This is a genomic window from Devosia sp. (genome assembly GCF_034675085.1).
In the GTDB taxonomy this organism is placed as follows: Bacteria; Pseudomonadota; Alphaproteobacteria; order Rhizobiales; family Devosiaceae; genus Devosia.
Map to the genome: position 1 here is coordinate 1 of NZ_JAUCDN010000003.1, position 24,326 is coordinate 24,326.

The 24,326-nt window shown below is 65.2% G+C and carries 20 protein-coding genes; 12 read left to right on the top strand and 8 right to left on the bottom strand.

The window, feature by feature from the left end:
- The 4 genes from VDP82_RS00395 to VDP82_RS00410 all read left to right on the top strand — a co-directional run.
- On the top strand, positions 1-828 hold an 828-nt coding region (locus VDP82_RS00395), incomplete at its 5' end, for an ABC transporter ATP-binding protein (protein WP_323012851.1).
- Positions 825-1,718 (top strand): carbohydrate kinase family protein, encoded by an 894-nt coding sequence (locus tag VDP82_RS00400; RefSeq protein ID WP_323012852.1) that lies wholly within the window; start codon positions 825-827, stop codon positions 1,716-1,718. The genes VDP82_RS00395 and VDP82_RS00400, both read left to right, overlap by 4 nt.
- A 143-nt stretch (positions 1,719-1,861) precedes the next feature.
- Positions 1,862-2,377 carry a MarR family winged helix-turn-helix transcriptional regulator gene (locus VDP82_RS00405; RefSeq protein WP_323012853.1) on the top strand — a complete coding sequence of 172 codons (516 nt, stop codon included), beginning with the start codon at positions 1,862-1,864 and terminating at the stop codon, positions 2,375-2,377.
- A complete protein-coding gene (locus VDP82_RS00410) occupies positions 2,374-4,779 on the top strand; it encodes a membrane-bound PQQ-dependent dehydrogenase, glucose/quinate/shikimate family (protein WP_323012854.1) in 2,406 nt (801 codons plus the stop codon). The genes VDP82_RS00405 and VDP82_RS00410 overlap by 4 nt, the downstream gene beginning before the upstream one ends.
- A gap of 95 nt (positions 4,780-4,874) precedes the next feature.
- Here the strand turns inward: VDP82_RS00410 and VDP82_RS00415 are convergent, their stop codons facing one another.
- Entirely contained in the window at positions 4,875-5,561 is a 687-nt protein-coding gene (locus VDP82_RS00415) for a GntR family transcriptional regulator (protein ID WP_323012855.1), read from the bottom strand.
- 177 nt (positions 5,562-5,738) lie between these two features.
- On the opposite strand from VDP82_RS00415, the gene VDP82_RS00420 reads away from it, so the two are divergent.
- Genes VDP82_RS00420 through VDP82_RS00430 form a run of 3 tightly spaced genes read left to right on the top strand, consistent with a single transcriptional unit; the run spans position 5,739 to position 9,871 of the window.
- Complete coding sequence (locus tag VDP82_RS00420) at positions 5,739-6,503, top strand: 5-oxoprolinase subunit PxpA (RefSeq protein ID WP_323012856.1); 765 nt, start codon at positions 5,739-5,741, stop codon at positions 6,501-6,503.
- Positions 6,504-6,512: 9 nt separating this feature from the next.
- Entirely contained in the window at positions 6,513-8,138 is a 1,626-nt protein-coding gene (locus VDP82_RS00425) for an urea amidolyase family protein (protein WP_323012857.1), read from the top strand.
- Positions 8,135-9,871 carry an acetyl/propionyl/methylcrotonyl-CoA carboxylase subunit alpha gene (locus tag VDP82_RS00430; protein ID WP_323012858.1) on the top strand — a complete coding sequence of 579 codons (1,737 nt, stop codon included), beginning with the start codon at positions 8,135-8,137 and terminating at the stop codon, positions 9,869-9,871. Before VDP82_RS00425 ends, VDP82_RS00430 begins: the two co-directional genes overlap by 4 nt.
- Positions 9,872-9,980: 109 nt before the next feature.
- Here VDP82_RS00430 and VDP82_RS00435 read toward each other — a convergent pair whose 3' ends face one another.
- The 6 genes from VDP82_RS00435 to VDP82_RS00460 form a co-directional block, all read right to left on the bottom strand.
- On the bottom strand, positions 9,981-11,024 hold the full coding sequence (locus VDP82_RS00435) for a sn-glycerol-3-phosphate ABC transporter ATP-binding protein UgpC (protein WP_323012859.1): 1,044 nt from the start codon (positions 11,022-11,024) through the stop codon (positions 9,981-9,983).
- A 103-nt stretch (positions 11,025-11,127) separates the two neighbouring features.
- On the bottom strand, positions 11,128-12,048 hold the full coding sequence (locus tag VDP82_RS00440; RefSeq protein WP_323012860.1) for an endonuclease/exonuclease/phosphatase family protein: 921 nt from the start codon (positions 12,046-12,048) through the stop codon (positions 11,128-11,130).
- 10 nt (positions 12,049-12,058) lie between these two features.
- A complete protein-coding gene (locus tag VDP82_RS00445) occupies positions 12,059-12,772 on the bottom strand; it encodes an HAD-IA family hydrolase (RefSeq protein WP_323012861.1) in 714 nt (237 codons plus the stop codon).
- 10 nt (positions 12,773-12,782) lie between these two features.
- Entirely contained in the window at positions 12,783-13,610 is an 828-nt protein-coding gene (locus VDP82_RS00450) for a carbohydrate ABC transporter permease (protein ID WP_323012862.1), read from the bottom strand.
- Positions 13,603-14,469 carry a sugar ABC transporter permease gene (locus VDP82_RS00455; RefSeq protein ID WP_323012863.1) on the bottom strand — a complete coding sequence of 289 codons (867 nt, stop codon included), beginning with the start codon at positions 14,467-14,469 and terminating at the stop codon, positions 13,603-13,605. The genes VDP82_RS00450 and VDP82_RS00455 overlap by 8 nt, the downstream gene beginning before the upstream one ends.
- A gap of 80 nt (positions 14,470-14,549) precedes the next feature.
- Positions 14,550-15,821: an ABC transporter substrate-binding protein gene (locus VDP82_RS00460; protein WP_323012864.1), complete on the bottom strand. Its 1,272-nt coding sequence runs from the start codon at positions 15,819-15,821 to the stop codon at positions 14,550-14,552.
- A gap of 450 nt (positions 15,822-16,271) precedes the next feature.
- Here VDP82_RS00460 and VDP82_RS00465 point away from each other — a divergent pair, with 450 nt between their 5' ends.
- The 5 genes from VDP82_RS00465 (at position 16,272) to VDP82_RS00485 (ending at position 22,297) form a co-directional block, all read left to right on the top strand.
- Positions 16,272-17,330, top strand: a complete 1,059-nt coding sequence (locus VDP82_RS00465; RefSeq protein WP_323012865.1) for a LacI family DNA-binding transcriptional regulator — start codon at positions 16,272-16,274, stop codon at positions 17,328-17,330.
- A gap of 258 nt (positions 17,331-17,588) precedes the next feature.
- Positions 17,589-18,980, top strand: a complete 1,392-nt coding sequence (locus tag VDP82_RS00470; RefSeq protein ID WP_323012866.1) for an FAD-dependent oxidoreductase — start codon at positions 17,589-17,591, stop codon at positions 18,978-18,980.
- A 69-nt stretch (positions 18,981-19,049) separates the two neighbouring features.
- Positions 19,050-19,859 (top strand): metallophosphoesterase, encoded by an 810-nt coding sequence (locus VDP82_RS00475; RefSeq protein ID WP_323012867.1) that lies wholly within the window; start codon positions 19,050-19,052, stop codon positions 19,857-19,859.
- Positions 19,859-20,698 carry a TIGR01459 family HAD-type hydrolase gene (locus VDP82_RS00480; protein ID WP_323012868.1) on the top strand — a complete coding sequence of 280 codons (840 nt, stop codon included), beginning with the start codon at positions 19,859-19,861 and terminating at the stop codon, positions 20,696-20,698. Before VDP82_RS00475 ends, VDP82_RS00480 begins: the two co-directional genes overlap by 1 nt.
- 123 nt (positions 20,699-20,821) lie before the next feature.
- Positions 20,822-22,297, top strand: a complete 1,476-nt coding sequence (locus VDP82_RS00485; RefSeq protein WP_323012869.1) for a mannitol dehydrogenase family protein — start codon at positions 20,822-20,824, stop codon at positions 22,295-22,297.
- Between the two features lie 28 nt (positions 22,298-22,325).
- Here VDP82_RS00485 and VDP82_RS00490 read toward each other — a convergent pair whose 3' ends face one another.
- Entirely contained in the window at positions 22,326-24,119 is a 1,794-nt protein-coding gene (locus VDP82_RS00490; RefSeq protein ID WP_323012870.1) for a cyclic nucleotide-binding and patatin-like phospholipase domain-containing protein, read from the bottom strand.
- Positions 24,120-24,326 lie beyond the last annotated feature (207 nt).

Sequence of the window (24,326 nt, forward strand, 5' to 3'; positions counted from 1 at the left end):
TTCCAGAACTACGCCATCTATCCGCATATGACCGTGGGCCAGAATATCGGCTTCGGGCTCTATACCGCCAAGCTTTCGAAAGAAGAAAAGCGCAAGCGCATCGCCGAGACGGGCAAGATTCTGGGGCTGGAAACCCTGCTCGATCGCCGCCCGGCGGCCCTGTCGGGCGGCCAGCGCCAGCGCGTCGCCATCGGCCGCGCCATGGTGCGCGATCCCGTCGCCTTCCTCTTCGACGAGCCGCTTTCCAATCTCGACGCGCAATTGCGCAGCCAGATGCGCATGGAGATCAAGAGCCTGCACCACAGGCTGGGCACCACCATCGTCTATGTCACCCATGACCAGATCGAGGCCATGACCATGGCCGACAAGATCGTGGTCATGCGCGACGGCAATATACTGCAGGTCGGCACCCCCACCGATCTTTATGAGAACCCGGTCGACGTGTTCACCGCCCGCTTCATCGGCAGCCCGTCGATGAACATGCTCGAAGGCACACTGTCGGGCGGGGCGCTAACCATCGAGGGCGCGACTGTTTCCGGCCTGTCCCTGCCTCCCCATGAGGGTCAGGTGCGCCTGGGCATCCGTCCACACGATCTGGTGGTACGGGAAGGCGCCGGGGCCGGCCTCATCGCCACCAGCACGGTCGAGGCGGTGGAGCCGCTGGGCGCGGAAACCCTGGTTCACGTGCGCCTGGGCAGCACGCCGGTCGTCGCCACCGCGCCGGGCCGTATCGTTCCTGCCATTGGCAGCACCATCTCCATTGGCGCCGCGCCGGGCTCTTTCTATCTCTTCGACGCCACCAGCGAGAAAGCTCTGGGCCGGGCATGAGCGTCTCCACCCGCCGGGCCGTGCTCAGCCTGGGCCGCATCTATTGCGACCTGGTGTTCCGGGGCCTCGATGCCATGCCGCAGCTGGGCCGCGAGATTTTTGCGCAGGAGTTTGCCCTGACCCCGGGTGGCGGCGCACTCATCACCGCCGCGCATCTTGCCGGGCTGGGCCGGCCGTCGGCGCTGCTGGCCCGTTTCGGCGCAGACCCGCTCTCGGCGACGCTCTCGGGCGAGCTTGGCGCCTTGGGGCTGGACCTGCGCTTTCTCGACCGCGACGCGGCCGCGGGCCCGCAACTGACCGTGGTGATGGTCAAGGATGGCGACCGCGCCTTTCTCTCCCGCCGCGCCGGCCATGCAAGGCCAGCCAGCTTCGAGGCCGCCCTGGCCTGGCCCGAGGCGGCACATCTGCATATCGCCGAATATGCCACGCTCCACGAAATGAGCGACGCCGTTTCGGCCGCCAAGGCCGGCGACCTCACCGTCTCGCTCGACCCGAGCTGGGATGACACGCTGATCGGCGATCCGATGTTTTTCGGGCGCGCCACCGGCGTCGACGTCTTCCTGCCCAATCTGGAAGAGGCGCGGGCGCTGACCGGGGAGAGCGACCCGAAGGCGGCGCTGGTCGGGCTTCAGCGCCATTTTCCCGTCGTTGCCCTCAAGAACGGCGAGAACGGCGCCCTGCTCGCCATGAATGGCGACATTCTGGCCCTGCCCGCCCCCAGGGTGAAGGTTATCGACACCACCGGCGCCGGCGACGCCTTCAATGCCGGATTCCTGCACGCCTGGCTCGATGATGCCAATGCTCATGACTGCCTGTCCGCCGCCATTGCCTCGGGCGCCCGCTCGGTCCAGGCCGCCGGCGGCACCGGCAGCCTGCGCATCCCTGCATAAGAGGAGCAGGCCGGGCACCTTTCCTGCAATCCGATCCCCGGACCGACGCCGCACCGGCGGGGGGAAATGCCCTCATCTGCCTTGCGCGATTTATCGCGGGCCGTTAACTTGATCATCAAGATACTTTATGGCTGGGATTTATCGTGGATCGCCGCGCGCTTGAAGGCAGGGTCGGAGCCGGGTTGCTGCAGGTGATGCGCCGCGCCGAGGAAGGGCAGGAATTCGCCGCAAGGCAGCAGGGCATGCATCCGACCGATTTTCGTTGCCTGGGCTACCTGCTGGCGCAGGACAGCCCCGTCAGTCCGCGCGACATCATCGCCTATCTGGGCTTGACCTCGGGCGCGGGAACGGCGCTGCTGGACCGGCTCGAAAGCGCCGGCTTCATTCGTCGGGTGCCGCATCGGGACGACCGACGCAGCGTGCTCATCATTCTCGAAAAAGCGGCCGCTGCCGCGCCGCTTGCCCTGCATGAGCGGATCCGCGCCAGCTACGCCGCCGCCACCGCCGATCTTTCCGACGCAGATCTCGAGGCCATCGCCACCTATCTCGAACGCGTCCAGGCGCTGTCCGAACAAACCAATCTGGGGCTCTACCAACAGGCCGAAGCGGAACGCCCCGCCCTGCAAAACACTGAAACCGACTCGAGGAAAAACCGATGACGAACGAGCATGGGGCCAGGCCCCCGAATATTGCGGAGCAGGGGCTGATGTGGCTCTTCGCCGTAGTCCTGGGCGTGATGGCCCTGATCTATGTGGGGGGCGGTACCTATCTCGCCTCCCTGGGAGGCTCCTTCTATTACGTGATTTCCGGCGTGCTGTTTCTCGTTGCCGCCGTGCTGCTCTTCCGCCGCCGGCGCCTCGGTGCCTGGCTGTTCGGGCTGGCGCTGGCCATCAGCGTGATCTGGGCGCTCTGGGAAGTCGGCTTCGACGGATGGGCGCTGATGCCGCGACTGATGATCCCGGTGGCTTTCGGTATCTGGCTGCTGCTGCCCTGGAGCCAAAACGCCCTTTCGGGCCGGCTGAGGTTTGCCGATAAAATTCCCGCCGGCGCCGCCGGCCTCATCCTGGGCAGCGCCGTGGTCTCCATCGGCCTGGGAGCCGGGCTCTATGCGCTCAATGCCCCCAATCTGCCGCAGGATCCACGGTTCCAGACCGGCTTCGGCGCTTTCCCTGCCGCCAACGGCGCGGCGCCTGCCGGCCAGACCGGCGCCGACTGGCCCTATTTTGGCGGCGACCAGGGCGGGCAGAAATTCTCCCCGCTCGACCAGATCAATCTCGACAACGTCAAGAACCTGGAAGTCGCCTGGTCGGTGGATGTGGGCCGCATTCCGGCCAATAATTCCACTCCGCTCAAGGTGGGCGATGCCATCTATATGTGCAACGGCTTCAGCCAGGCCTTCTCGCTCGACGCCAGGACCGGCGAGCAGCGTTGGTTCCATGACGGCTCGGACGGCACCGGCGGCACTTGCCGCGGCGTCACCTACTACAAGGCGCCGGGCGTCGTCGGGCAATGTGCCGAACGCATCATCTATGGCACGGCAGCGGCCAAGCTGCTGGCGCTCGACGCCAAGACCGGCGCATTGTGCGCCGATTTCGGCGAAGGCGGCCGCGTCGATCTGCTGGTCGGCATGGAAGACCATGAAGGCAAGATCATCGGCGGCTATTATTCCATCACCTCCGCCCCCACTTTCGTGCGTGGCAAGGTGGTGGTCGGCGGCTGGATCACCGATGGCCAGTATTGGGGCGAAGCCTCCGGCGTCATCCGCGCCTTCGACGCCGTCACCGGCGAGCTTTCCTGGGCCTGGGACATGGGCCGCCAGGACGTGACCGGCCTGCCCCCCAATGGCGAAAGCTACACCGTGGCCACGCCCAATAGCTGGGCCCCCGCCTCCGCCGACGAGGAACTGGGCCTCATCTATCTTCCCACGGGCAACGCCACGCCGGACTTCTTCGGTGGCCAGCGCCGGCCCTTCGACGACGAGTTCAACTCCTCGGTGGTGGCGCTGGATGCCGAGACGGGGCGCCTGCGCTGGTCCTTCCAGACCAAGCACCACGACATCTGGGACCATGATGTCGCATCCCCGCCGGCGCTGCTTGATCTGCCCGACAGCACCGGCACCATGCGCAAGGCGCTGGTGCAGCCGACAAAGGCCGGCGAGGTCTTCGTGCTCGACCGCATCACCGGCGAGCCGATCTTCCCGGTCACCGAAACGCCGATGCCGCAGGATGGCGTCGTGCCGGAGGAGCGCAATTCACCCACCCAGCCCTTTTCCAATGGCCTGCCATCGTTCCGCGGCGCCAATCTGACGGAAGCGGATATGTGGGGCGTCTCTCCCTTCGACCAGCTCTATTGCCGCATCATGTTCCGGCAGGCGCGCTACGAGGGTTGGAACACTCCGCCGGGCCTCACTCCCTCGATCCAGTCGCCGAGCACTTTCGGCGCCATCAATTGGGGCGGGGTCTCCATCGACCCCAATCACGGGGTGATGGTGGTCAACTCCAATCGCTTCGCCAGCTATGTCAAGCTGATCCCGCGCGAGGAGGCCGACGCGCGCGGCCTCAAGCCGCAAGGCGAATGGGGCGACCGCCGTGAAGTCGGCGGCGCCGTGGCCCAGCTCAACGTGCCCTATGCGGCCGAGCCGCAATTCTGGCTCACCACGCTCAACGTGCCCTGCATCGATCCGCCATACGGTTATCTGAGCGCCGTCGATCTTAATACCGGCAAGCTGCTTTGGACGCAGACCTTCGGCTCCTCGCTGGGCAGTGGCGCCCTGGGCATCAGCGTGCCGTTCGAGTTGCCCATGGGCACCCCGACCCATGGCGGCTCGCTCATCACTTCCACCGGCCTCGTCTTCATCGCGGCGGCCAAGGATAACATGCTGCGCGCCTATGACCTCAAGACCGGCACGGTCGCCTGGCAGACCGAGCTGCCGGCCGCTGGCGGCGCGCCGATCAGCTACACCCTCGATGGCGAGCAATATATCGCCGTCGTTGCCGGTGGGCAGGGCGCCATCCAGTCGCGCTACTCGACCAAGGTAGTGGCCTTCAAGCTGCCGAACTGATGCAAAAAGGGGCCGCGAATACCGTTCGCGGCCCCCGGCCTTTCTCAGCGATCGCCGCGTCCGATCATCACGCGGAAGGCGACATCGAAAAATGCTCAGGGAACGGTTTTCGCCTGATCCGCCGGGTGCAGCCGGTCATAGGCGCCCCTGACCATGCGCTCGGCCTGATCGAGATACTCCTCCAGAGCCTTTGCCGCGGCCGGCATGTCGCCGCCGCGCAACAGGGCGGCGATCCGGCCGTTCTGCTCGATGAAGGGCGCATGGAAATGCTCGGGGGTCTGCACAATTCCGAACACCAGACGCAGCTCGAACGCGATCTTGGCGAAGAAGGCCGACAATCTCGAACTATCGGCCAGGGCGACGATTGCGGCGTGAAAGGCGATATCCGCGCTCCCCACCCCTATCCAGTCTCCCTTTTCGCGACAGCTTTGCGCAAGCGCGAGGGCCGCCTCCATCCTCTCGATTGCCGGATGGTTCGGATAGGCGCGCGAGACGGCCGGAATCTCGATCAGCCGGCGTATCTTGTAGATGTCGATGATCGCCGACAGGTCGGGCGTGGCGACGAAGACGCCCCGGTTGAGTTCATGCCGCACCAGCCCCTCGGCCGCCAGCTGGCGAAAGACTTCCCGCAGCGAATTGCGCGACACCTGCAAGGCCTTGCTCAGCGCCTGCTCGGACAAATGCGCGCCCGGACGCAGGTGGCCGCCCACGATCTGCTCGCGGATTCTTGCGGCGACATCTTCCACTAACGCCAGCGGCGCATGGGGGCGAGCTGCACTCATCGATTTCTGCACTGACCGGCTCGGGCTGAACAGCTTCCTTTTAGCCATCGCGGCGTCTTTCCACCATAGCGCCTGCCCCGCTTCGTCAGACCGGGCCGGCGGAAAGGCGCAATATTGTTGAACAATCGATATTTGATTGCTAATCCATGTCATCTGCTCCTGAAAGCGGGGAAGGCAATGCGGATCGATCTGAACAGCGATCTGGGCGAGAGCTTCGGCCCCTGGAAGATGGGCGACGATGCCGCGATGCTCGATCTGGTCAGCAGCGCCAATGTGGCCTGCGGCTTTCATGCGGGCGATCCGGCCGGCATATCGCAAACGCTGCGCCTGGCCGCCGAACGCAAGGTCGTCATCGGCGCGCATGTCGGATATCCCGATCTTGTCGGGTTCGGCCGGCGCCGGATGGAGATGACGGAAGCGGACCTGATCAGCGCCGTCGTCTACCAGATCGGCGCGCTGCAAGGGCTGGCGCGGGCGGCCGGCACGCGCGTCGCCTATGTCAAGCCGCATGGGGCCCTCTACAACGCGATCGCCGAGGATCGCGCCGAGGCCGGCGCCGTCATCATGGCGATCCGGTCGGTCGATCCGTCTCTCTTTCTGATGGCGCTTGCCGGCTCGTCGCTGGTGGCGCAGGCGCGCGATGCCGGCCTCACCGTCATTGAGGAAGCCTTTGCCGACCGCGCCTATACCAATCGAGGGGCGCTGGTGTCGCGCCGGCAACCGGGTGCGGTGCTGCACGATCCCGAGCTGGTGGCGCGCCGCATGGTCCGGCTGGTCAAAGAGGGCGTGATCGACGCCGATGACGGCACGCCGACCCGCATCGAAGCCCGGTCCATATGCGTGCATGGCGACAGTCCCGGCGCCGTGGCTCTGACGCGGCGCGTCCGGCAGATGATCGAAGAAGCGGGCATCGAGATCCGTTCCTTCGCCGCGACAGGCTGAGGCCCCGGCATGGCCCGCTCCGGCCCTCGAACCGCGCTGCGCATCATCCCGGTGCGGGACGACTGCCTTCTCGTCGAATTGGCCGGGCTGGACCAGACCCTCGCGCTGCTCGATGCGCTGGCCGGCGACACGGTTGCCGGCGTCATCGAGATCATTCCGGCGGCGCGAACGCTGCTGATCCGTTTCGATCCCGATCGCCTGCCGCCGGCCAGGCTCGCGGATGAAGTCGTGGTCCGCGCCGGCAGGGAACGCGCCATGGTGCCGGGCGAGTTGCTCGACATCCCGGTGCGCTATGACGGCGAGGATATGACTGAGGTGGCGGTGCTGGCCGGTCTGTCGCCGGATGAGGTGGTCCGGCGCCATACTGCCGGCCACTACGTGGCAGCCTTTACCGGTTTCGCGCCGGGCTTCGCCTATCTTTCGGGTGGCGATCCCAGGCTGAACGTAGCGCGGCGCAAATCGCCCCGAACGCAGGTTCCGGCGGGGTCTGTCGGCCTGGCCGGCGAATTCAGCGGCGTCTATCCCAGGGCCAGCCCCGGCGGCTGGCAACTTATCGGCAGAACGCCCCTGGTCATGTTCGAGCCGGATCGCGTCCCCGCCTCCCTGCTGAAACCCGGCACGAGAGTACGGTTCCGCAACATGGCCGAGGGCGCGATCGCGGACATTACCATTCCGGTTCGCGCCCTGCCCGACGAGGACGAACGGCCTGCCCTCCAGGGTTCAGCCATGGAGGTCCTCGGCACCGCCCTGCCGGTGCTGTTCCAGGATTTCGGGCGAAAGGGCCAGTCCGCCCAGGGGATCAGCATTTCGGGCGCGGCGGATCGCGCGAGCCTGAGCGCCGCCAACCGGCTGGTCGGCAATCCGGCCAATTCGCCCGCGCTCGAGATCGCGCTGGGCGGGTTCGGCTTTCGCATGCATGGCGCCGGAGTCATCGCCATAACCGGCGCCACGTCGCCCATGACGATCACCCCCCGCGATGGCGTGGCACTGCAAGCGCCGCATCACGCCGCCATCGCCCTCGACGATGGCGACATCGTTGCGATCGGCACGCCCTCCGCCGGGGTCCGCGCCTATCTCGCGGCGCGCGGCGGCTTCGCGGTGACGCCTGTCCTGGGCAGCGCCGCCAGGGATACGCTGGCCCAGATCGGGCCGCCGCCGCTTCAACCGGGGCAGCGCATAACCATCCTGCCGGCGCCCCCCGGCGCTTTGGTCACCACGGAAATGCCGGCCTTCGCCATGCCGGCAAGCCATGCCATTTGCGTCCTCGACGTCTTCATGGGGCCGCGCACGGATTGGTTCACCGCCGAGGCCGTGCGATCCTTCCTCACGCAGGAATGGGCGGTGACGGCGCTATCCAGCCGCGTCGGGCTTCGTCTCGCCGGCACGGCGCTGGGGCGGCAAAAGCCCGGGGAACTGCCGAGCGAGGCCACGGTGCGGGGCGCCGTGCAGGTTCCGCCCGAGGGGCAGCCAGTGCTGTTTCTGGCGGACCATCCGCTGACCGGGGGCTATCCAGTGATCGCATCGGTCGCGGAGCATCATCTCGACCTTGCCGGGCAGATGCCGGTGGGGGGCCGCATCCGCTTCAACGCTCTCAACACCTTCGCCCCGCAGGAATTTCCGAAAGAAACCCGATGAAAAAAGTGCTGATCGCCAATCGCGGCGAGATCGCGGTGCGCGTGGCCAGGGCCTGCCGCGATTATGGGCTGGCCTCGGTCGCGGTCTATGCCGATGCCGATAGCGATGCCCCCTTCGTTGCGCTGGCGGACGAGGCCTATGCGCTGTCCGGAAACACTCCCGCCGAAACCTATCTCGATGCCGGCAAGCTGATGGCCATCGCCTTGCGCGCCGGTGCGGATGCGGTCCATCCCGGCTATGGCTTCCTGTCGGAAAACGCCGGATTCGCCAGAGCCGTCCAATCCGCCGGCCTCACCTGGATCGGACCCGATCCCGAGGTTATCGAGGCGCTGGGCGACAAGCTCTCGGCCCGCAGGATCGCGCAAAGCGTCGGCGCGCCCCTGGCCGCCGGCAGCGACGGGGCGATTGCGAGCGCCGGGGAGGCCATCCGCTTCGCCCGCGCATTCGGCCTGCCCATCGCCATCAAGGCCGTCCATGGCGGCGGCGGGCGGGGTCTCAAGATCGCGCGGCGGATCGAGGATGTGGGGGACATGTTCGAACAGGCGACGCGCGAGGCCATGGCCGCCTTCGGTCGCGGCGAATGCTTCGTCGAGCGCTTTCTCGATCGTCCGCGGCATATCGAGGCGCAGGTCCTCGCCGATCGCCATGGCCATGTGGTGGTGGTCGGAACCCGCGACTGTTCGCTCCAGCGCCGCAACCAGAAGCTGATCGAGGAGGCCCCTGCCCCCTTCCTCTCCGCCGGGCAGCGGGAGCAGATCCATGAAGCCGCGCGCGATATCTGCGCCGCCGCCGGCTATACCGGCGCGGGCACCGTGGAATTCCTGCTCGGCGCGGATGGCGCCCTGTGCTTTCTCGAAGTCAATACGCGCCTCCAGGTCGAGCATCCCGTCACCGAGGAAACCACCGGCATCGACCTGGTGGTCGAGCAGTTCCGCATCGCCGAGGGGTTGCCTCTTTCGGTGACGGCAACGCCCGAGCCGCACGGACACGCAATGGAATTTCGCATCAATATCGAGGATCCCGGCAGGGGTTTCCTGCCTTCGGCGGGCCGGGTGACCGCCTGGCAGGTCCCGTCGGGGCCGGGCATCCGCCTCGATGCCGGCATCGAGGCCGGCAGCATCGTGCCAGCCATGTTCGATTCCCTGGCGGCCAAGCTGATCGTCTGGGGAAAGACGCGCGCGCAAGCCATTGCCCGCGCCCGCCGCGCGCTCGCCGAATTCAGCATCGAAGGCGTTCCCAGCGTGCTGCCCTTCCACCGTGCCGTGCTGGATCACGCCGATTTCACCAATCGTTTCGCGGTCCATACGCGCTGGATCGAAACCGATTTCAAGGAAACGCTGGCCGTGGCGGCGCGACCCAAGCCGCCTTCGGACGGAACTGTGCGCGGACATATCGAGATCGACGGCAAGCGCGTCGAGATCGCCTTATCGGGCGGGCTGCTTCACCTCCTGGGCGCATCGGCCGCCGCCGCGTCACCGGAAACGCGGGGCGCCCCGGCGAGCGAGCCCGGCGCCGTGCCCGCGCCGGTTTCCGGCGTGCTGGTCCAGTGGCGGGTGGCCGATGGCGCCCATGTCGAGGCGGGCGCGCCGCTGGCGGTAATGGAGGCGATGAAGATGGAAACGGCAGTGACGGCCCCGCAAGCGGGCATCATCACCCTCCTCTCCGAACCAGGCTCAACCCAAACTGCCGGCTCGACGATAGCGCGCATCACCCATAAGTCGGACGGCGGATAGAGCCCGCCGAACCCGCAGGGCGCTTCCCGCCGCTTCCCCGGCATTCTGCCAGCCGGGCCCATGAGCGTTCTATCGCTGTCCGGCCGACCTTATCGCCGCGTTTACGCCCTCACCCCAGCCGCAAACCGGCTGCGTCAAAAAGATGAATGCGCTCGAGGTCGGGGCTGACCTTGAGGGTCTCGCCCGGCCGGACCTGCACCCTCTCGCGGAAGATGCCCACCAGGTTCTTGCCGGCAAGGCGCATGACGACATGGGTTTCCGAGCCGGTAGGCTCCACACTGACCACCTCCATGGCGATGCCCTTGTCGGCGTCCAGCCTGAGATGCTCGGGGCGGATGCCGAGCGTGGCGGCGTCGGCGTGGCTTTGCGCCAGGGGCAGGACAATCCCGTCCGCGATCGCGAAGCCGTCCTGCGTGACCGTGCCATCGAGAAAATTCATCGCCGGCGAGCCGATGAAACCGGCGACGAAGACGTTGAAGGGATAATCGTAAAGATCGAGCGGCGACCCCACCTGCTCGATGTTTCCGGCGCGCATCACGACGATCTTGTCGGCCATAGTCATGGCTTCGATCTGATCGTGGGTCACGTAGATGGTCGTGGTCTTGAGCCGCTGGTGCAGTTCCTTGATTTCGGAACGCATCTGCACGCGCAGCTTGGCATCGAGATTGGAGAGCGGTTCATCAAAAAGGAAAACCTGCGGATCGCGGACGATGGCGCGCCCCATCGCCACACGCTGCCGCTGGCCTCCCGATAGCTGGCGCGGCTGGCGATCCAGCAAGGGCTCGAGCCCCAATATCGCGGTGGCATGTGCCACCTTCTCGGCGATTTCGGCCTTGGGAACGCCTTTCAGCCGCAGCGAGAAGCCCATGTTCTGCTCCACCGTCATATGCGGATAGAGCGCATAGTTCTGGAACACCATCGCGATGTCCCGCGATTTGGGCGGCAGGTCGTTGACCACGCGATCACCGATTTCGATCTGGCCCGAGGTGATGTCCTCCAGCCCGGCGATCATGCGCAGCAGCGTGGATTTTCCGCATCCCGAGGGCCCGACCAGGGTCACGAATTCCCCGTCGGCAATATCCACCGAGACGCCCTTTATGGTCTCGACGCTCCCGTAATATTTGCCGACATTGTTTATCGCTACACTCGCCATGGCGAAGCTCCCTGCAAAGTTTCTCGATGTTCAAGATGGTGTGGGTGAGGCTGGCCGCTTCCAATCCGCCTGGCGCCGGCGGAGGGGCCTCGAATTGAAAAGCTCACGGCGCACCGCCGCTCAATGCGGGAGAAAGCGTCTCCGCCTCATTGCCTGGCAGCTCGAGAGCGACGAAGATCGGCTGGTGATCGGAGCCGAGGGCAGCCGCATCGATATGCATGGATCGGACGGACGGCACCAGGCCGGGCGTCACGAAACAATGGTCGAGGCGCTCCTGTTTGCGTTCCGGGCGGATGAAGGTGACGCCCTGGGCCGCATCGTGTCCCGTCAGCACCCAGCAATCGTGCAGACGTCCCGCCGGGTCGGCGGCAGTGTCCGTCGGCCCGCCGCAAACCAGATGCCGATATTCGGGCCCGTCAGGCGCGAAATTCATGTCCCCGATCAGCAGGCAGTCCACGGGCCAGGGAATTTCCGGGTCCCCGAAGCCTGCCGCATTTCCCGGCACGCCGACCCATGGCGCGCCACGCCGCTGCGGCGCCAGCGCGAGATCGCGCAGCATCGTGACCTGCGGCTGGCGTGTTTCGGACGAGATATGGTCGAGATGGCCGGCGATCAGGCGCAACGGCCCCTCCGGCGTCGCGATGACGGCTTCCATCGCCGTGCGCTGCAAATGCGTGGCGCCGGCAATGGCGCGCTTGGGCAGCGTATGGTGAACCACGCTGAGCAGGGGCCAACGTGACAGGATCATGTTGCCGAACTTGCGCCGCAACCCGGGATATCCGCCCGGCACGCTCTCTCCCAGATAGATATCGACGCCGGCGCCAAAGCTCCAATGCGGGTGGCCGAGTTGACGCGACAATTCGGCGGGCTGGTCGACCAGTCCCTTGCGCGGATTGCCGATCTCGACCTCCTGCAAGGCGATGATATCGGCCTCGCCGAGTTCCGCAACGATGCGCGACAGATCGAAACGGCCGTCCTTACCGACGCCGTACTGGATATTGTAGCTTGCCAGGGTGATGGTCATTGCCGCCCCCTCAACCGGCGGGCGCCTGCATCGCCACGAGGCCGGGCAGGTCCGCCATGGTCTCGACGATGAAATCGGGGCACGCCGCGCGCACGGGGACAACCAGTTCCTCGACCTGGTGGCTCGCCCCCAGATAGGCCGCGACGCGCATGCCCGCGGCCCGGCCCGCCTCGAGGCCGAAGAGGCTGTCTTCCACCACGAGACAGCGCGATGGGGGCACGTTCATCAGCTCGGCTGCGAGCAGGAACACGTCGGGCTTCGGCTTGGGGATGCCGACATCCAGCGCCGATACGATGCGCGGTCCGAAATGGGCGAGAAGACCCGCCGAGCGCAGCATATGGATGAGACGCGGACGCGGCGAGTTGGAGACCAGGCAGAACGGCACCTTCAATGCCGCAAGCATGTCCGCCGCCCCCGCCACGCTGCGCAATTCGGTGGTGCAGCGCGTGGTGAAGTCCTGCTCGATGGCATCGAATGTTTCGGCCCCGATGGTCACGCCCGAACGCGCGCTCAAATCGGCAATCAGCTCGGGATAGCGAACGCCGTTGTAACGCACCGCCAGTTCCCTGGCCGTACATGCGATGCCCAGGGCCGAGAAATGCCGCATCCGCACATCGTGCATCAGCGCCTCGCTCTCCACCAGGGTGCCGTCGCAATCGAAGAGCACGAGATCGATCGGCTCCGGGGATGCTTTGGACGGCTCAGTTTCCGGGACGCGCGGCATTTGTGCTTGGCTACCCTTTGACCGCGCCGGCGGTGAGGCCGGAAACCAGGAAGCGCTGCAACAGCATGACCACCACCACGATCGGCGCCAGTTGCACCGTCGCGGCCGCGAACAGGATGCCGTAATTGGTCCCGGCCACCGAATCCATCAATTCGCTGAGGATGAGCGGCGTGGTCTTGGCGTTCTGGATGGTGAAGATGAACGCGTAGAGATACTCGTTCCAGGAGAAGACGAACACAAAGACGGCGCAGGCAACCATGCCCTGGATGGAGAGCGGCGCAATCACGTGCCGCAATATCTGCGCCTCGCTCGCGCCGTCGACCGTGGCGGATTCGTCGAGCTCCCTGGGGATCTTGTCGATGAACTCCTTCATGATCAGCACGTTCAGCGGCACCCAGAATGTTGCATAGAGCAGCACCAGGATCAGATGGGTATCGGCCAGGCCGAGCTGGTTGATCCAGGGAAAGAGCGGAATGGTCACCACCAGCGGCGGCAGCAGCCTGATCGCGATCAGATAGAAGGCCGATGCAGACAGGGCATTGTGGCGATAGCGCGAATAGACATAGCCGGCACAGGCGGCGGCGAACACCGACAGGATCGTCGCGGTGACCGAGATGATCACGCTGTTCCACACGAAGCCGAAGAACTCGGGATAGTTCTTCTGCAAGTCGAGGTAATTGTCGAATGTCGGGGTGAAGGCGATGGTCGGGGGAAAGGCGAAGATGTCGCGCTGGAACTTGAACGAGTTGATGACGACATAGGCGACCGGAAAAACCGACCACACCACGATCAATGCAACCAGAACCGCCTTGGATGCGGTGACAATGAGCCTATTCATCGGAGAAGGACTTTCTGTACATCGAGCGCAGATAGAAAACCGAGAGCAGCAGGGCGCCCAGCACCATCAGCCAGCCCGTCGCGGCCGCGCCGCCGAAATCGGCGAAGGTGAAGCCGGTCCGGTAGAGATAGGTGCCCAGCACCTCGGTCAGCCGCACCGGCCCGCCCTTGGTGACCAGCCACACTTCCGAGAACATGCGGAAAGCGAAGATGTAGCGGAACACGATCGCCAGCGTCGCCGCCGGCACGATCAGCGGAATGGTGATGTTCCAGGTCTGCTGCCAGCCATTGGCGCCATCGACCCGCGCAGCCTCATAGAGATCGCGCGGAACCGAGATGACCGCCGCATAGATGATGACGAAGGTAAAGGGCAGGTGCTGCCATATCGAGATGGTGCAGATCAGGGTCAGCGCGTCGGCAACGTTGCGCGTCCAGTTGAAGGTGATGCCGAAGGCCGCGAAGGCCTGCGTGACCAGGCCGATATTCGGATCGGCCAGAAAGCGCCAGGCCAGCACGCCGACCACTTCGCTGATCGCATAGGGCACCAGGATCAAAGCGAAGATCAGCATGCGTCCTTTTTTCAGGCTGGCGACGAGCACCGCCATGCCGAAAGCCAGGACCAGCTCTATATAGACCACGACGTTGACGATCAGGAAGGTGTTCCAGGACGCCGTCCAGAAATGCTTGTCCGACAGGACGTTGATGTAATTGTCCAGGCCGACGAATTGGGGGTTCAACCCGTAGCTGGACGTGGTGAGGCTGAGCCAGAAGACATAAAATGCCGGAGCGGCTAGCATGAGGGTGACAAGCGTCTGCGCCGGCGTGAGCAGCACCAGATGAAAAAGGTTTAGACGACGCATGTTTGCTGTCACTCTTGCGGTATTCGCTGGAACGGTCGGACGGAAGAGCGCGGCAGGATATGCCGCGCTCTCGGGTCGGATTACTGCTTCTTGGGCAGCAGCGGCTCGATAAGGGCCTGGGTCTTGGCGGCGGCTTCCTCGGCCGTCTGGTAGCCGAGCAGAACGGCATCGGCCTCTTCGCCCAGGATCGTCTGGGCCCGCGCGATTTCCTCGAAACCGGGCAGGGCCAGCCGGGCCGAAGCCACGGAGCGGGCCTGCTCGGCGGCAGACGCGATCTTTTCGATGATGCGCGGATCCTCATAGGCTGCGGGGCGGGTAGCGCCGTTTCCGTTGAGCGCTTCGCGCACGGTCGCCTCTGGCGAGGACAGCGTGCGGATCAGCTCCCAGGCCAGCTCCTTGTTGGGGGCATTCTTGGGGATCACCAGATACCACACCTCGGTCTGCACCGGCAGCTCGCCATTGGCCATGGGCGGCACGGCGGTCACCTTGAATGAGCCGGGAAAGAGCGAGAGCTTCTCGTCATTGAGCACCGATTCCCGGTTGAACGGGCTGAGACTCATTACGGCCCGGCCGTTCTGCATGTCCGAGATCAGGCCATCGAGGTTGTTGGCCACATAATTGTCGACCAGGCCGCCATTATCCGAAAGATCCTTGAGGGTGTTCAGCGTGGCGATATATTCGGGCGTATCCGCGTTCAGCGTAAAGTCCGCCTCCAGGAAGGGCTTGCCGCTGGCCAGCATCATGGCGAGCAGGAATTCCGGCGAGTTGCCGACCTGGGTCAGGCCGTAAACCTTCTGGCCATTGGCATCGACGTGATAGAGCTTCTTGGCCATGTCGATGAGTTCATCGAACGATTTGGGCGGGCCGTCGAAGCCGGCCTGCTGCAAGAGCGTCTCGTTATAGACCAGCGCGGTGGTGCTGTGGCGGAACGGGATGCCATAGACCTTGCCGTCATAGGTCATGCCGTCAAGCATGCCCTGGCTGAGGCCGTCAAAATCCTCGATCGGATTTTCCGCCTGGTAGCCATCCAGCGGCTCAAGCAACTCGAACGCGCGCGGCGAAGCGAACCTGTTCAGGAAAAAAGCCATGTCGACATTGCCGACGGGCAGCGTCAGCTCGCGGAAGAGGCGGTCATGCAGCGGGTTCACGTCGGCGGTGATCCAGTTGATGCTGCCGTTTTCCGCCTGCCATTCGGCGGTCACATCGCCGCCGGTCGTGCCCGCCGTCAGCCCGGTCGCCGCGGTCTGGTGCACCTTGTGGCCCAGCACATTGATGGAGCCGTCCTGCGCATAGGCGCCGGACGCCATCGACATCGCCACAGCAATCGCCGTCGCGGTCTTGAAAAACCTCATTATCTCCTCCACACCAAAATTGGCACAATCCTTTGCCAGACAGCAGGTGGCGCCGCCGACATCCATGGCGATACCAGGTCACGGCATCACGATGCCGCCCCCCCTCGAAGGCCGCCGGCAGCGCCGGCTGCAAAGCAAGATCCCCCGCCTTGCAGACCATCACGCCCGATCCGGCGCGGCAGAGAGGAATAAACTCAGCCCGATTTCGGCCTCGTCGTTTTTAGATATCGCTAATGTAGGTTGCACGTCATCATGTCTCCGTCAAGCGCTATGTCAAAAAAGCCATGTTTTCTTGTATTTTTGCGCTATAAGGCAGCCAAATCCGAGCAGACGAGAAACCGGAAAACATGAAATAACGATAACGCTAATGTATGTTAGGAAGTGCGGTTGGAGGTTTCGGATACAGCGGCGCTGGGCTACATTCCGCTCTCGAAATGAGGAGGCCACGAGATGACAGACGAGATAGATGGTCGCCGCCAGCCGACCCTTCAGGACGTCGCGAAGGTCGTTGGCCTGACGGCGAACACCGTGTCGCGCGCCCTCAACGATCGCCCCGGCGTCAATCCCGCCACCCGGGCCCTGATCAAGGCGGAGGCGGAGCGGCTGGGCTATGTGCCCAATGTGCATGCGCGCTCGCTCGTCCTGGGATCGCGCCGCACCATCGGGGTGATCGTCACCAATATTTCCAATCCGTTTTTCTCCGACCTGGTCAGCGAGGTCGAATTGCAGGCCGGCGAGGCCGGCTACACGGTGATGCTGCTGCTGTCCTATGAATCGGCCAATCGCGAACGCGAGGCCATCAACATGGCTCTGCGCTCCGGGCTCGACGGGCTGATCGCCGCGCCGGTGCGCGAGCGCTCCAACGCCTGGGACAATGTCATCAGGGCCGGCATTCCCCTGGTGCTTGTCAGTCGCGAAATTCCCCAGATCGAGGCCGATTTCTTCTCCACCGACAATGAAGCGGGCATTCGGCTGACGACCGACGCCGTGCTGCGCATGGGCGCAAAGGACGTGGTCCTGGTCGACGAGGACATGCCCTTCTCCACCATCCGGCTGCGGCTGGAAGGCTTTCGGCGCTCGCTCGAAGCGGCAGGCCTGCCGTTCGATCCCAGGACCCAACTCGCCCTGGTTCCGCCGCCACGCTCCTTTCGCGTCGCCCAGTCCTGGCAGGCGGACGACGCCTATCGCGTGACCAGCGACCTGTTCGACCGCGGCCGGCGCCCCGACGCCTTCGTTGTCGGGGACGATTATTACGCGCTGGGCCTTTATCGCACCCTGCGCGAACGCGGCATTCGCGTGCCGGAGGATGTGCTGGTGATGGGCTGGGGGAATCACCCTTTCACCCGCTTCATGGAGCCGCCGCTTTCCACACTTCTCCTGCCGTTTCAGGACGTTGCCCGGCAGGCGACCCGGCGCCTGCTCGACCGGATACAGGGCACCGCCAGCCCCGAGATCGTCACGCACCGCATCGTGCCCGAACTCGTCATCCGCGCTTCATCGACGCGCTGAGCCGCACAGGCGGCCCACATCATCACCCCAAAACATTAGCGCTATCTATTTTCGTCACACGCCAGGAAGCTGGCCGGGCGGAACTCGCCAACAAGCACACGCCATTTCCTTATTTTTCAATATTTTTTCTGCGCCATTGACTGCAACCGGTCCGCATGGCAGTTACATTAACGATATTGATATGTAACTTTTCCGCCCGCGAACCTCGATGGCGGCATCGAGGCTCGCGCCGGACCAATCGAACAGCAGGAAGACAGCGTGTCGGCGATAACCGAAGAAAACAGGCCGGTGGTGGAACCCAGCCGGGAGATTCCCGTGCTCAATGCGTTCGATGTCATCGTCTGCGGGGGCGGGCCGGCCGGCCTGACGGCCGCGGTCGCCGCGGCGCGGAACGGGGCGAAAACCCTGCTCATCGAGCGCTACGGCTTCGTGGGCGGCATGGCCACCAGCGCCCTGGTGACGCCGATCAGTGAATTTCGTCACTTCGGCAAGCAGCATATCGGCGGGATACCGTTCGAGCTGCTCCGGATGGCCGCCGATCTGGGTGGGGCCGACGTCTCGCGCGAGAGCGGCAATTTTCCGGTCAATGACGAGATTCTCAAGCTTGCGGCACAGCGCCTGCTGCTCGATAGCGGCGTTACCCTTCTCTATCACACCTGGTTTTCGGACTGCGTGATGGAAGGCGATCGCCTCACCCATGTCATCGTGCAGAACAAGACGGGACGCGTCGCCTACAAGGCCGAGGCGTTCATCGATTGCACCGGCGATGCCGACCTGGTGCGCGCCGCCGGCCTGCCCACCGTCAAGGGCGACGTGCTGCAACCGGCGACGCTGTGGTTTCAACTGGGAGGGGTGGACACGGCATCGCTCGACCATTTGTTCGGCGACGCCAAGGACGGCATGCTGCCGGTCTCCGGCGCGATCCGTGGCCGGCTGCTCGAGCTCAATGCGCAGGGCGAAATCCCGTTTTTCGGCGGCCCGTGGATCAACAGCTTTTTCCACGACGGCATGGTCAGCATCAACCTGCTGCGCGAGGCGACCGATGCGAGCGATCCGGAATGGTTCACACGCACCGAATGCAGCCTGCGCGAAACGCTGCATCATTTCATCGCGGTGCTGCGCCGGGAATTTCCCGAATTCAGGGATTGCTGGCTGGCCAAGTCGGGCATCCAGACCGGGGTGCGCGAATCTTACCGCATTGTCGGCCTCTACGAATTGCAGCGCGACGACATCCTCGCGCCCAAGGCCTTTCCTGACACCGTCGCCAAGGGCGCGCATGTGATCGACATCCATGCCACCGACAGCAACGAGCAGAACGGGCTCGTCGTGCCGCGACAGGAATACAATATCCCGCTCCGCTGCCTGGTGCCGCAGGGCAGTGTCAATCTGATCACCGCCGGCCGCTGCCTGAGCGCGGACGGGTCGGGCTTCGGCTCGGCGCGCGTCATGGCGACCTGCATGGCCATGGGACAGGGCGCGGGAACCGCGGCCGCGCTCGGCGTCACCCATGGCTATTCCATGTCCGACATGAATTTCAGCCTGCTGCGCCAGCGTCTGATCGAACAGGGCGCGGTGGTGGATTTCGACAATGCCGTCGCGCCCCAGGCTCCCATTGAGGTAACGGTCTATCCTGCGGCGATGCGCGCATAGTCAAAGCTCAACCGGCCGGCCGTCTCGGCGCCCGGCCCATGCGGTATTCCCCGCAGATTGGAACAGGCCATGGTCCGGGTCATCCAGATTTCAGACACCCATATCGGCAGGCAGAGGCCGCTTTTCCTGCGCAACTGGCCGCCGGTGCTCGAGCTGATCCGAAATCGCGGGCCCGAGCTGGTCATCCATGGCGGCGACGTCACCCTGGATGGCGCCGATGCGGAAGCCGATTTCGCCTTTTGCGCCGAGTTGCTCGCTGGCCTGCCATCGCCCTGGCTGAGCGTGCCGGGCAATCACGATGTCGGCGCGCCGGGCAAGGCGCGCCAGCCGGTGAACGCCGAAAGGCTGGCGCGCTGGGAGCGCCATCTTGGCGCCGACCGCTGGATTCACGACATCGATGGCTGGCGGCTCATCGGCTTCAATTCCATGATCATGGGCAGCGGAGTGCCCGAGGAAGGCGCACAATTCGCCTGGCTTGAGCAGGTCATGACCGATGCCGGCGAGCGCAGGATCGCCTGGTTCTGCCATCAGCCGCTCTTCATTCACGGCTATGAGGACGGCGACAACGGCTATTGGTCGGTTCCGCCCGAACCGCGGGCGCGTCTGGCGGCATTCGCGCGCCGCTTCGACATCGGCCTTGTCAGCACCGGCCATCTTCATCTCTGGCGCCATGCCAGCATAAAGGGCACGCAATATGTGTGGTGCCCCTCGACCGCGTTCACCGTCGGCGACACGCAGCCGCCCTTCCCCGGCGAGAAAGTCCTGGGCGCCGTCGCATTCGACTTCACCCCAGAATCGGTCGCGGTCGAACAGATCCGGCTCCCAGCGCTCCAGCACGCCTGGATCGAAGACGTGGTCAACGAGGTCTATCCGCGCTGATGAACACGCTCACCGCTCCCCGCGCGATCGCCGCCCTTTCGGATATCGTCCAGCATTATGACGCCGTCTTCTGCGATGTCTGGGGCGTTCTGCATGACGGCATCGAGAAATTCGCCCCCGCCGAGGCGGCGCTGATCGATGCCCGGGCCAGGGGCCGGCCGGTGGTGCTGGTCACGAATTCGCCCCGCCGGGCGCAGAGTGTGGCCGATTTCCTGAACGAAATCGGGGTCAGTTCCGCCGCTTACGATTGTATCGCAACCTCAGGAGACGTGACGCGCGCGCTGATCCGGGCGGCGTCTCCCCGCATCCTGCATATCGGCATCGAGGCTCATCTCGGGCTTTTCGCCGGTCTCGATATCGAGCGGGTCGATGAGGACCGCGCCGAAGTGGTGGTTGTGACCGGCCTTGAGGACGACCAGAACCACAGCCCCGACGATTATTCCCCGCTGCTCAAGCGCCTAGCCGAGCGGGGACTGCCCCTGATTTGCGCCAATCCCGACGTCATCGCCCCGCGGGGCGACCGCATGGTCTGGGGCGCCGGCGCATTGGCCCGCGATTATGCGGCGCTCGGAGGCGAGGTTCGCCAGGCCGGCAAGCCGTTCCGCCCCATCTACGACTTCGCCATGCAGCAGATCGGGGCCGCCGACCCCTCGCTTATCCTTGCGATCGGGGATGGCCTGGGCACCGATATCAGGGGCGCCAATGACTACGGCCTGGATGCCCTGCTGGTCCTTGAGGGCATTCACGCCAAAACGCTCGGGCAGGACATGTCGAGCGTCGCCGCCTCGCTGCGGCACGAAAAGCTGAGCGCATGCTACGCCATCGCCAGCCTGCGGTGAAGAAATGACCCGGCAGAGGCTTCCAAGATGAGCAATCGTGGAACCGGCTGGCTGCCGCTCGCGCCGCGCCGGCGCGGAAAGCCAATTTCCCGCACGCCCCAGCAACCCCACCAGAGTGCATCCGTGCCCGTCAAACTCAGCCTAGCCGGCCTGTCTGCCTTCTCCAATGATGTCGCGGTTCCCCATTATCGGCGCGCCACGCTTTCCGCCGGGATCGTTCATTTCGGCGTCGGCAATTTTCATCGCTCCCATCAGGCCGTTTACCTCGATACGCTGTTCAACCAGGGGCGCGACCACGACTGGGCCATCATCGGGGCGGGCGTGCGCCCGACCGATCGGGAGATGCGCGCAAGGCTCGTCGAGCAGGATTTGCTCACCACCGTCGTCGAGCAGGAGGCCGATGCCTCCCGGGCGCGCGTCACCGGCTCAATGATCGGCTTCCTGCCCGTGGGCGACGCCGATGCGATCATCGCGCAGCTTGCCGATCCGGCTATCCGCATCGTCTCGCTGACGGTGACCGAGGGCGGCTACTTTATCGATCCCGCTTCGCAGGGCTTCGATCCCACCCATCCCGATATCCTTCACGACGCAGCCAACAGACACGCGCCCAAGACCGTCTTCGGTCTCATCCTCGCCGGCTGGGCGCGCCGGCGTGCCGCCGGCATCGCCCCTTTCACGGTGATGAGTTGCGACAACATTCCCGGCAACGGCTCGGTAACGCGCGATACGCTGGTCGGCCTTGCCGACCTCATGGACGCCGACCTCGCCGGCTGGGTGCGCGATAGCGTCGCCTTTCCCAATAGCATGGTGGACCGCATCACCCCCGCGACCTCGCCGCGCGAGCGCCAGATGCTCCAGGAAGAATTCGGCGTCCTCGATCACTGGCCGGTCTTTTGCGAAGAATTCAGGCAATGGGTGCTGGAAGATCATTTCCCCTCCGGCCGCCCGGCGCTGGAGCAGGCCGGCGTTCGGTTCGTGAGCGACGTCGCCCCATTCGAATTCATGAAGATCCGCATTCTCAATGGCGGACACGCGACACTCGCCTATGCCGGGGGCCTGCTCGACGTCCAATATGTGCACGACGCCATGCTCGATCCCCTGATCCGCGGCTTTGTCGAAAAAGTGGAGCGAGAGGAGATCATCCCCACCGTGCCGCCGGTGCCGGATACCGATCTGGCCGCCTATTACAGCCTCATTGAACGGCGCTTTTCCAACCCCAAGATTGGCGACACCGTCTCCCGCCTCTGCTTCGATGGCTCGAACCGACAGCCCAAATTCATCCTGCCCACCGCCCGGGACCGTCTCGCTTCGGGCCGATCGGTCGCCGGCCTTGCGCTCGTCTCGGCCCTCTGGGCGCGATACTGCTATGGCCAAACCGAAAGCGGGGCGGCCATCCCGCCAAGCGATCCCGATTGGGATCGCCTCACCCGGCTTGCACGGGCGGCGAAGGAAAAGCCCGAGGCGTGGCTCACCATGACCGATATTTTCGGAGCGCTTGCCGCCGACCAGCACTATGTCGAGGCATTCACCGCTGCCCTGTCCAGCCTCTGGCTGCATGGAACGCGCGAGACCTTGCGGCGATACATCGCGAGCGAATAGGGCCGTAACCGGCGGGAATCCGCCGCCGTCATGCCACGGCCTGCATGGCAGGGAGCGGCTCCAGGCCCGCCTGCGGGCTCTGGCTGCGCAGAATGGCCTGGATGGCCTGGTCCCTGCCCTCGAGGCGCGTGACGATTTCCTTCTGGGCCCAGGCATGGGCGGCGTTGAAGACGTCCATATGCCGGTCGAAGCTCATCAGGCTGGCGCCCGGAAAGGCCGGCGGGTTGAGCACCAGATCGTGCGGCGTGGCCGGCAGTTCATAGCGCTGATGCGCCAGCATGGTGCGGAAGAGGATGCCCAGCGGGCGCGGGGCGCGCGGCAGGCGCCGGCGCGGATTGAGCAGCGCGGCGAGCAGTTTGCCCCGCCCGGGCAGGCTGGCATAGGAGACGTTGAAACGCTGCCCGCCGGCGCGTCCGAAATGCACCACGAGATTGGGACCGGATTTGAGCTGCTGCATCGGGCCGAGCGGAGCATCGTCCATCACGCCGCCATCGACCAGCATCTTGCCATCGGCGGTGTAGAAGGGGGGCAGCACGCAGGGAATGGCGCTCGATGCGCGCACCGCCTGCCAGAGCAGGCCCGATCGCATGATTTCCATGCGGTTGTCCGAAAGATTTGTGGCGATGGCGAAAAACGGCTTCCAGCAATCCTCTACCCGCGTCTCCGCGCCATAGGCGCGCTCCAGGGCGTCGTCGAACGCCTTGTGGTCGAGCAGGGCATAGCGCGGCCAGGTGGGGCGCTTGAAGCTGCGGCTGCGCACGAAAATGTCGTGCGTTCCGGCAGTGAGGGTGTCGTGTTCACCCAGAAAGGCGAAGCCGGCCAGCATGGCCGCCCCCACGCTGGTGCCCATGAAGATGTCGAAGCTGCCGCCCTGCTCGCGAAAGGCGCGATAGATGCCGACATGGGCGGGGCCGTAGCCGCCCCCGCCGCCGGCGACGAACCCGACGGCCCGGCCGGTGAGGAAACGGATCAGCGCCTCGATATCGGCATTGTCTTCGAGCGAGAGGTGGTGGTGCAGGAAAACCGGCGTGCGCGCCAGCCAGGCAGCCGTGCCCTCGACCACGCCCCGGCGGCGCGGGTGAAGGCGCACCAGCCGGCAGGCCGATTGCGGATGCACCTGCTCCACCAGCCGCTCGGTGGCGGTCAATTCGGCGCGGGGCGCGTCGCCGCAGGTGGCCAGCACCACTTCGTCGGCCCGCCGAATGCACAATTCGGTCCAGTCCGTCAGCCCGTCATCGGCAAGGTAGAAAACCGGCCTCGCGCCTCGCTCCAGCCGGTCGAGCCCGTCGCGCACGGCCGGGTCGAACACCGGCCGCTTGCCGAAGCGGGTATTGACGGCCTCGCGGTCGAGCGCGACATAGCCCTCGATTTCGAGCTGGCGGCGCAAGCGCTCGAAAAAGGCGGGTGGCAGCTTTTCATGCCCGCCGCGGACAAAGGCGATGGCGCGCCGCGCGCCGCCCGGCCGGCGCGACGGGCGGTCATCGCCGCCATGCAGCCTCTGGGCGAGCAGGATGAGCAGGGCGGCGGCAAGGGAGGGATCGGCCCGCAGCGCCTGGTCATAGTCGGCGCGGCAGATTTCCAGGACGTCGCAATCGCGCAGCGCCGTCACCGTTTCCCGATGAAGGCCCGAGGAGAGAAAGGCGAGTTCGCCAGCCGCCATGCCGGCCTCGATTTCCCGATAGACCGCAAGGTCGGGGCCGGGCGCGCAGGCCAGGACGCCGCGCAAAACGACATAGAAGGCCTGGCCCGGCTCGCCGGCGCGGAAGAGCACCTCGCCCCTTTGCAGCGAGCGCGTCGGCGCGGAGGCGGCGAGCAGGTCCATCTGCGCGCCCGTCAATGTCCGCGGCTGAACCGTGTTCCCCATATCGCCCCCAAACGCTTCTGGCCGCCGGAAACGCTCCGGCCGTTGCGAAGCGACCCTATTCGCGCGGGGGGAAGATGTGGAATACCATGATTAGGGTATGGCCGGTCTTGTCCCCGCGGGCATGCTGGCCGGACAAGCGGAGCAGTATTAGCGGACAGCGATGAG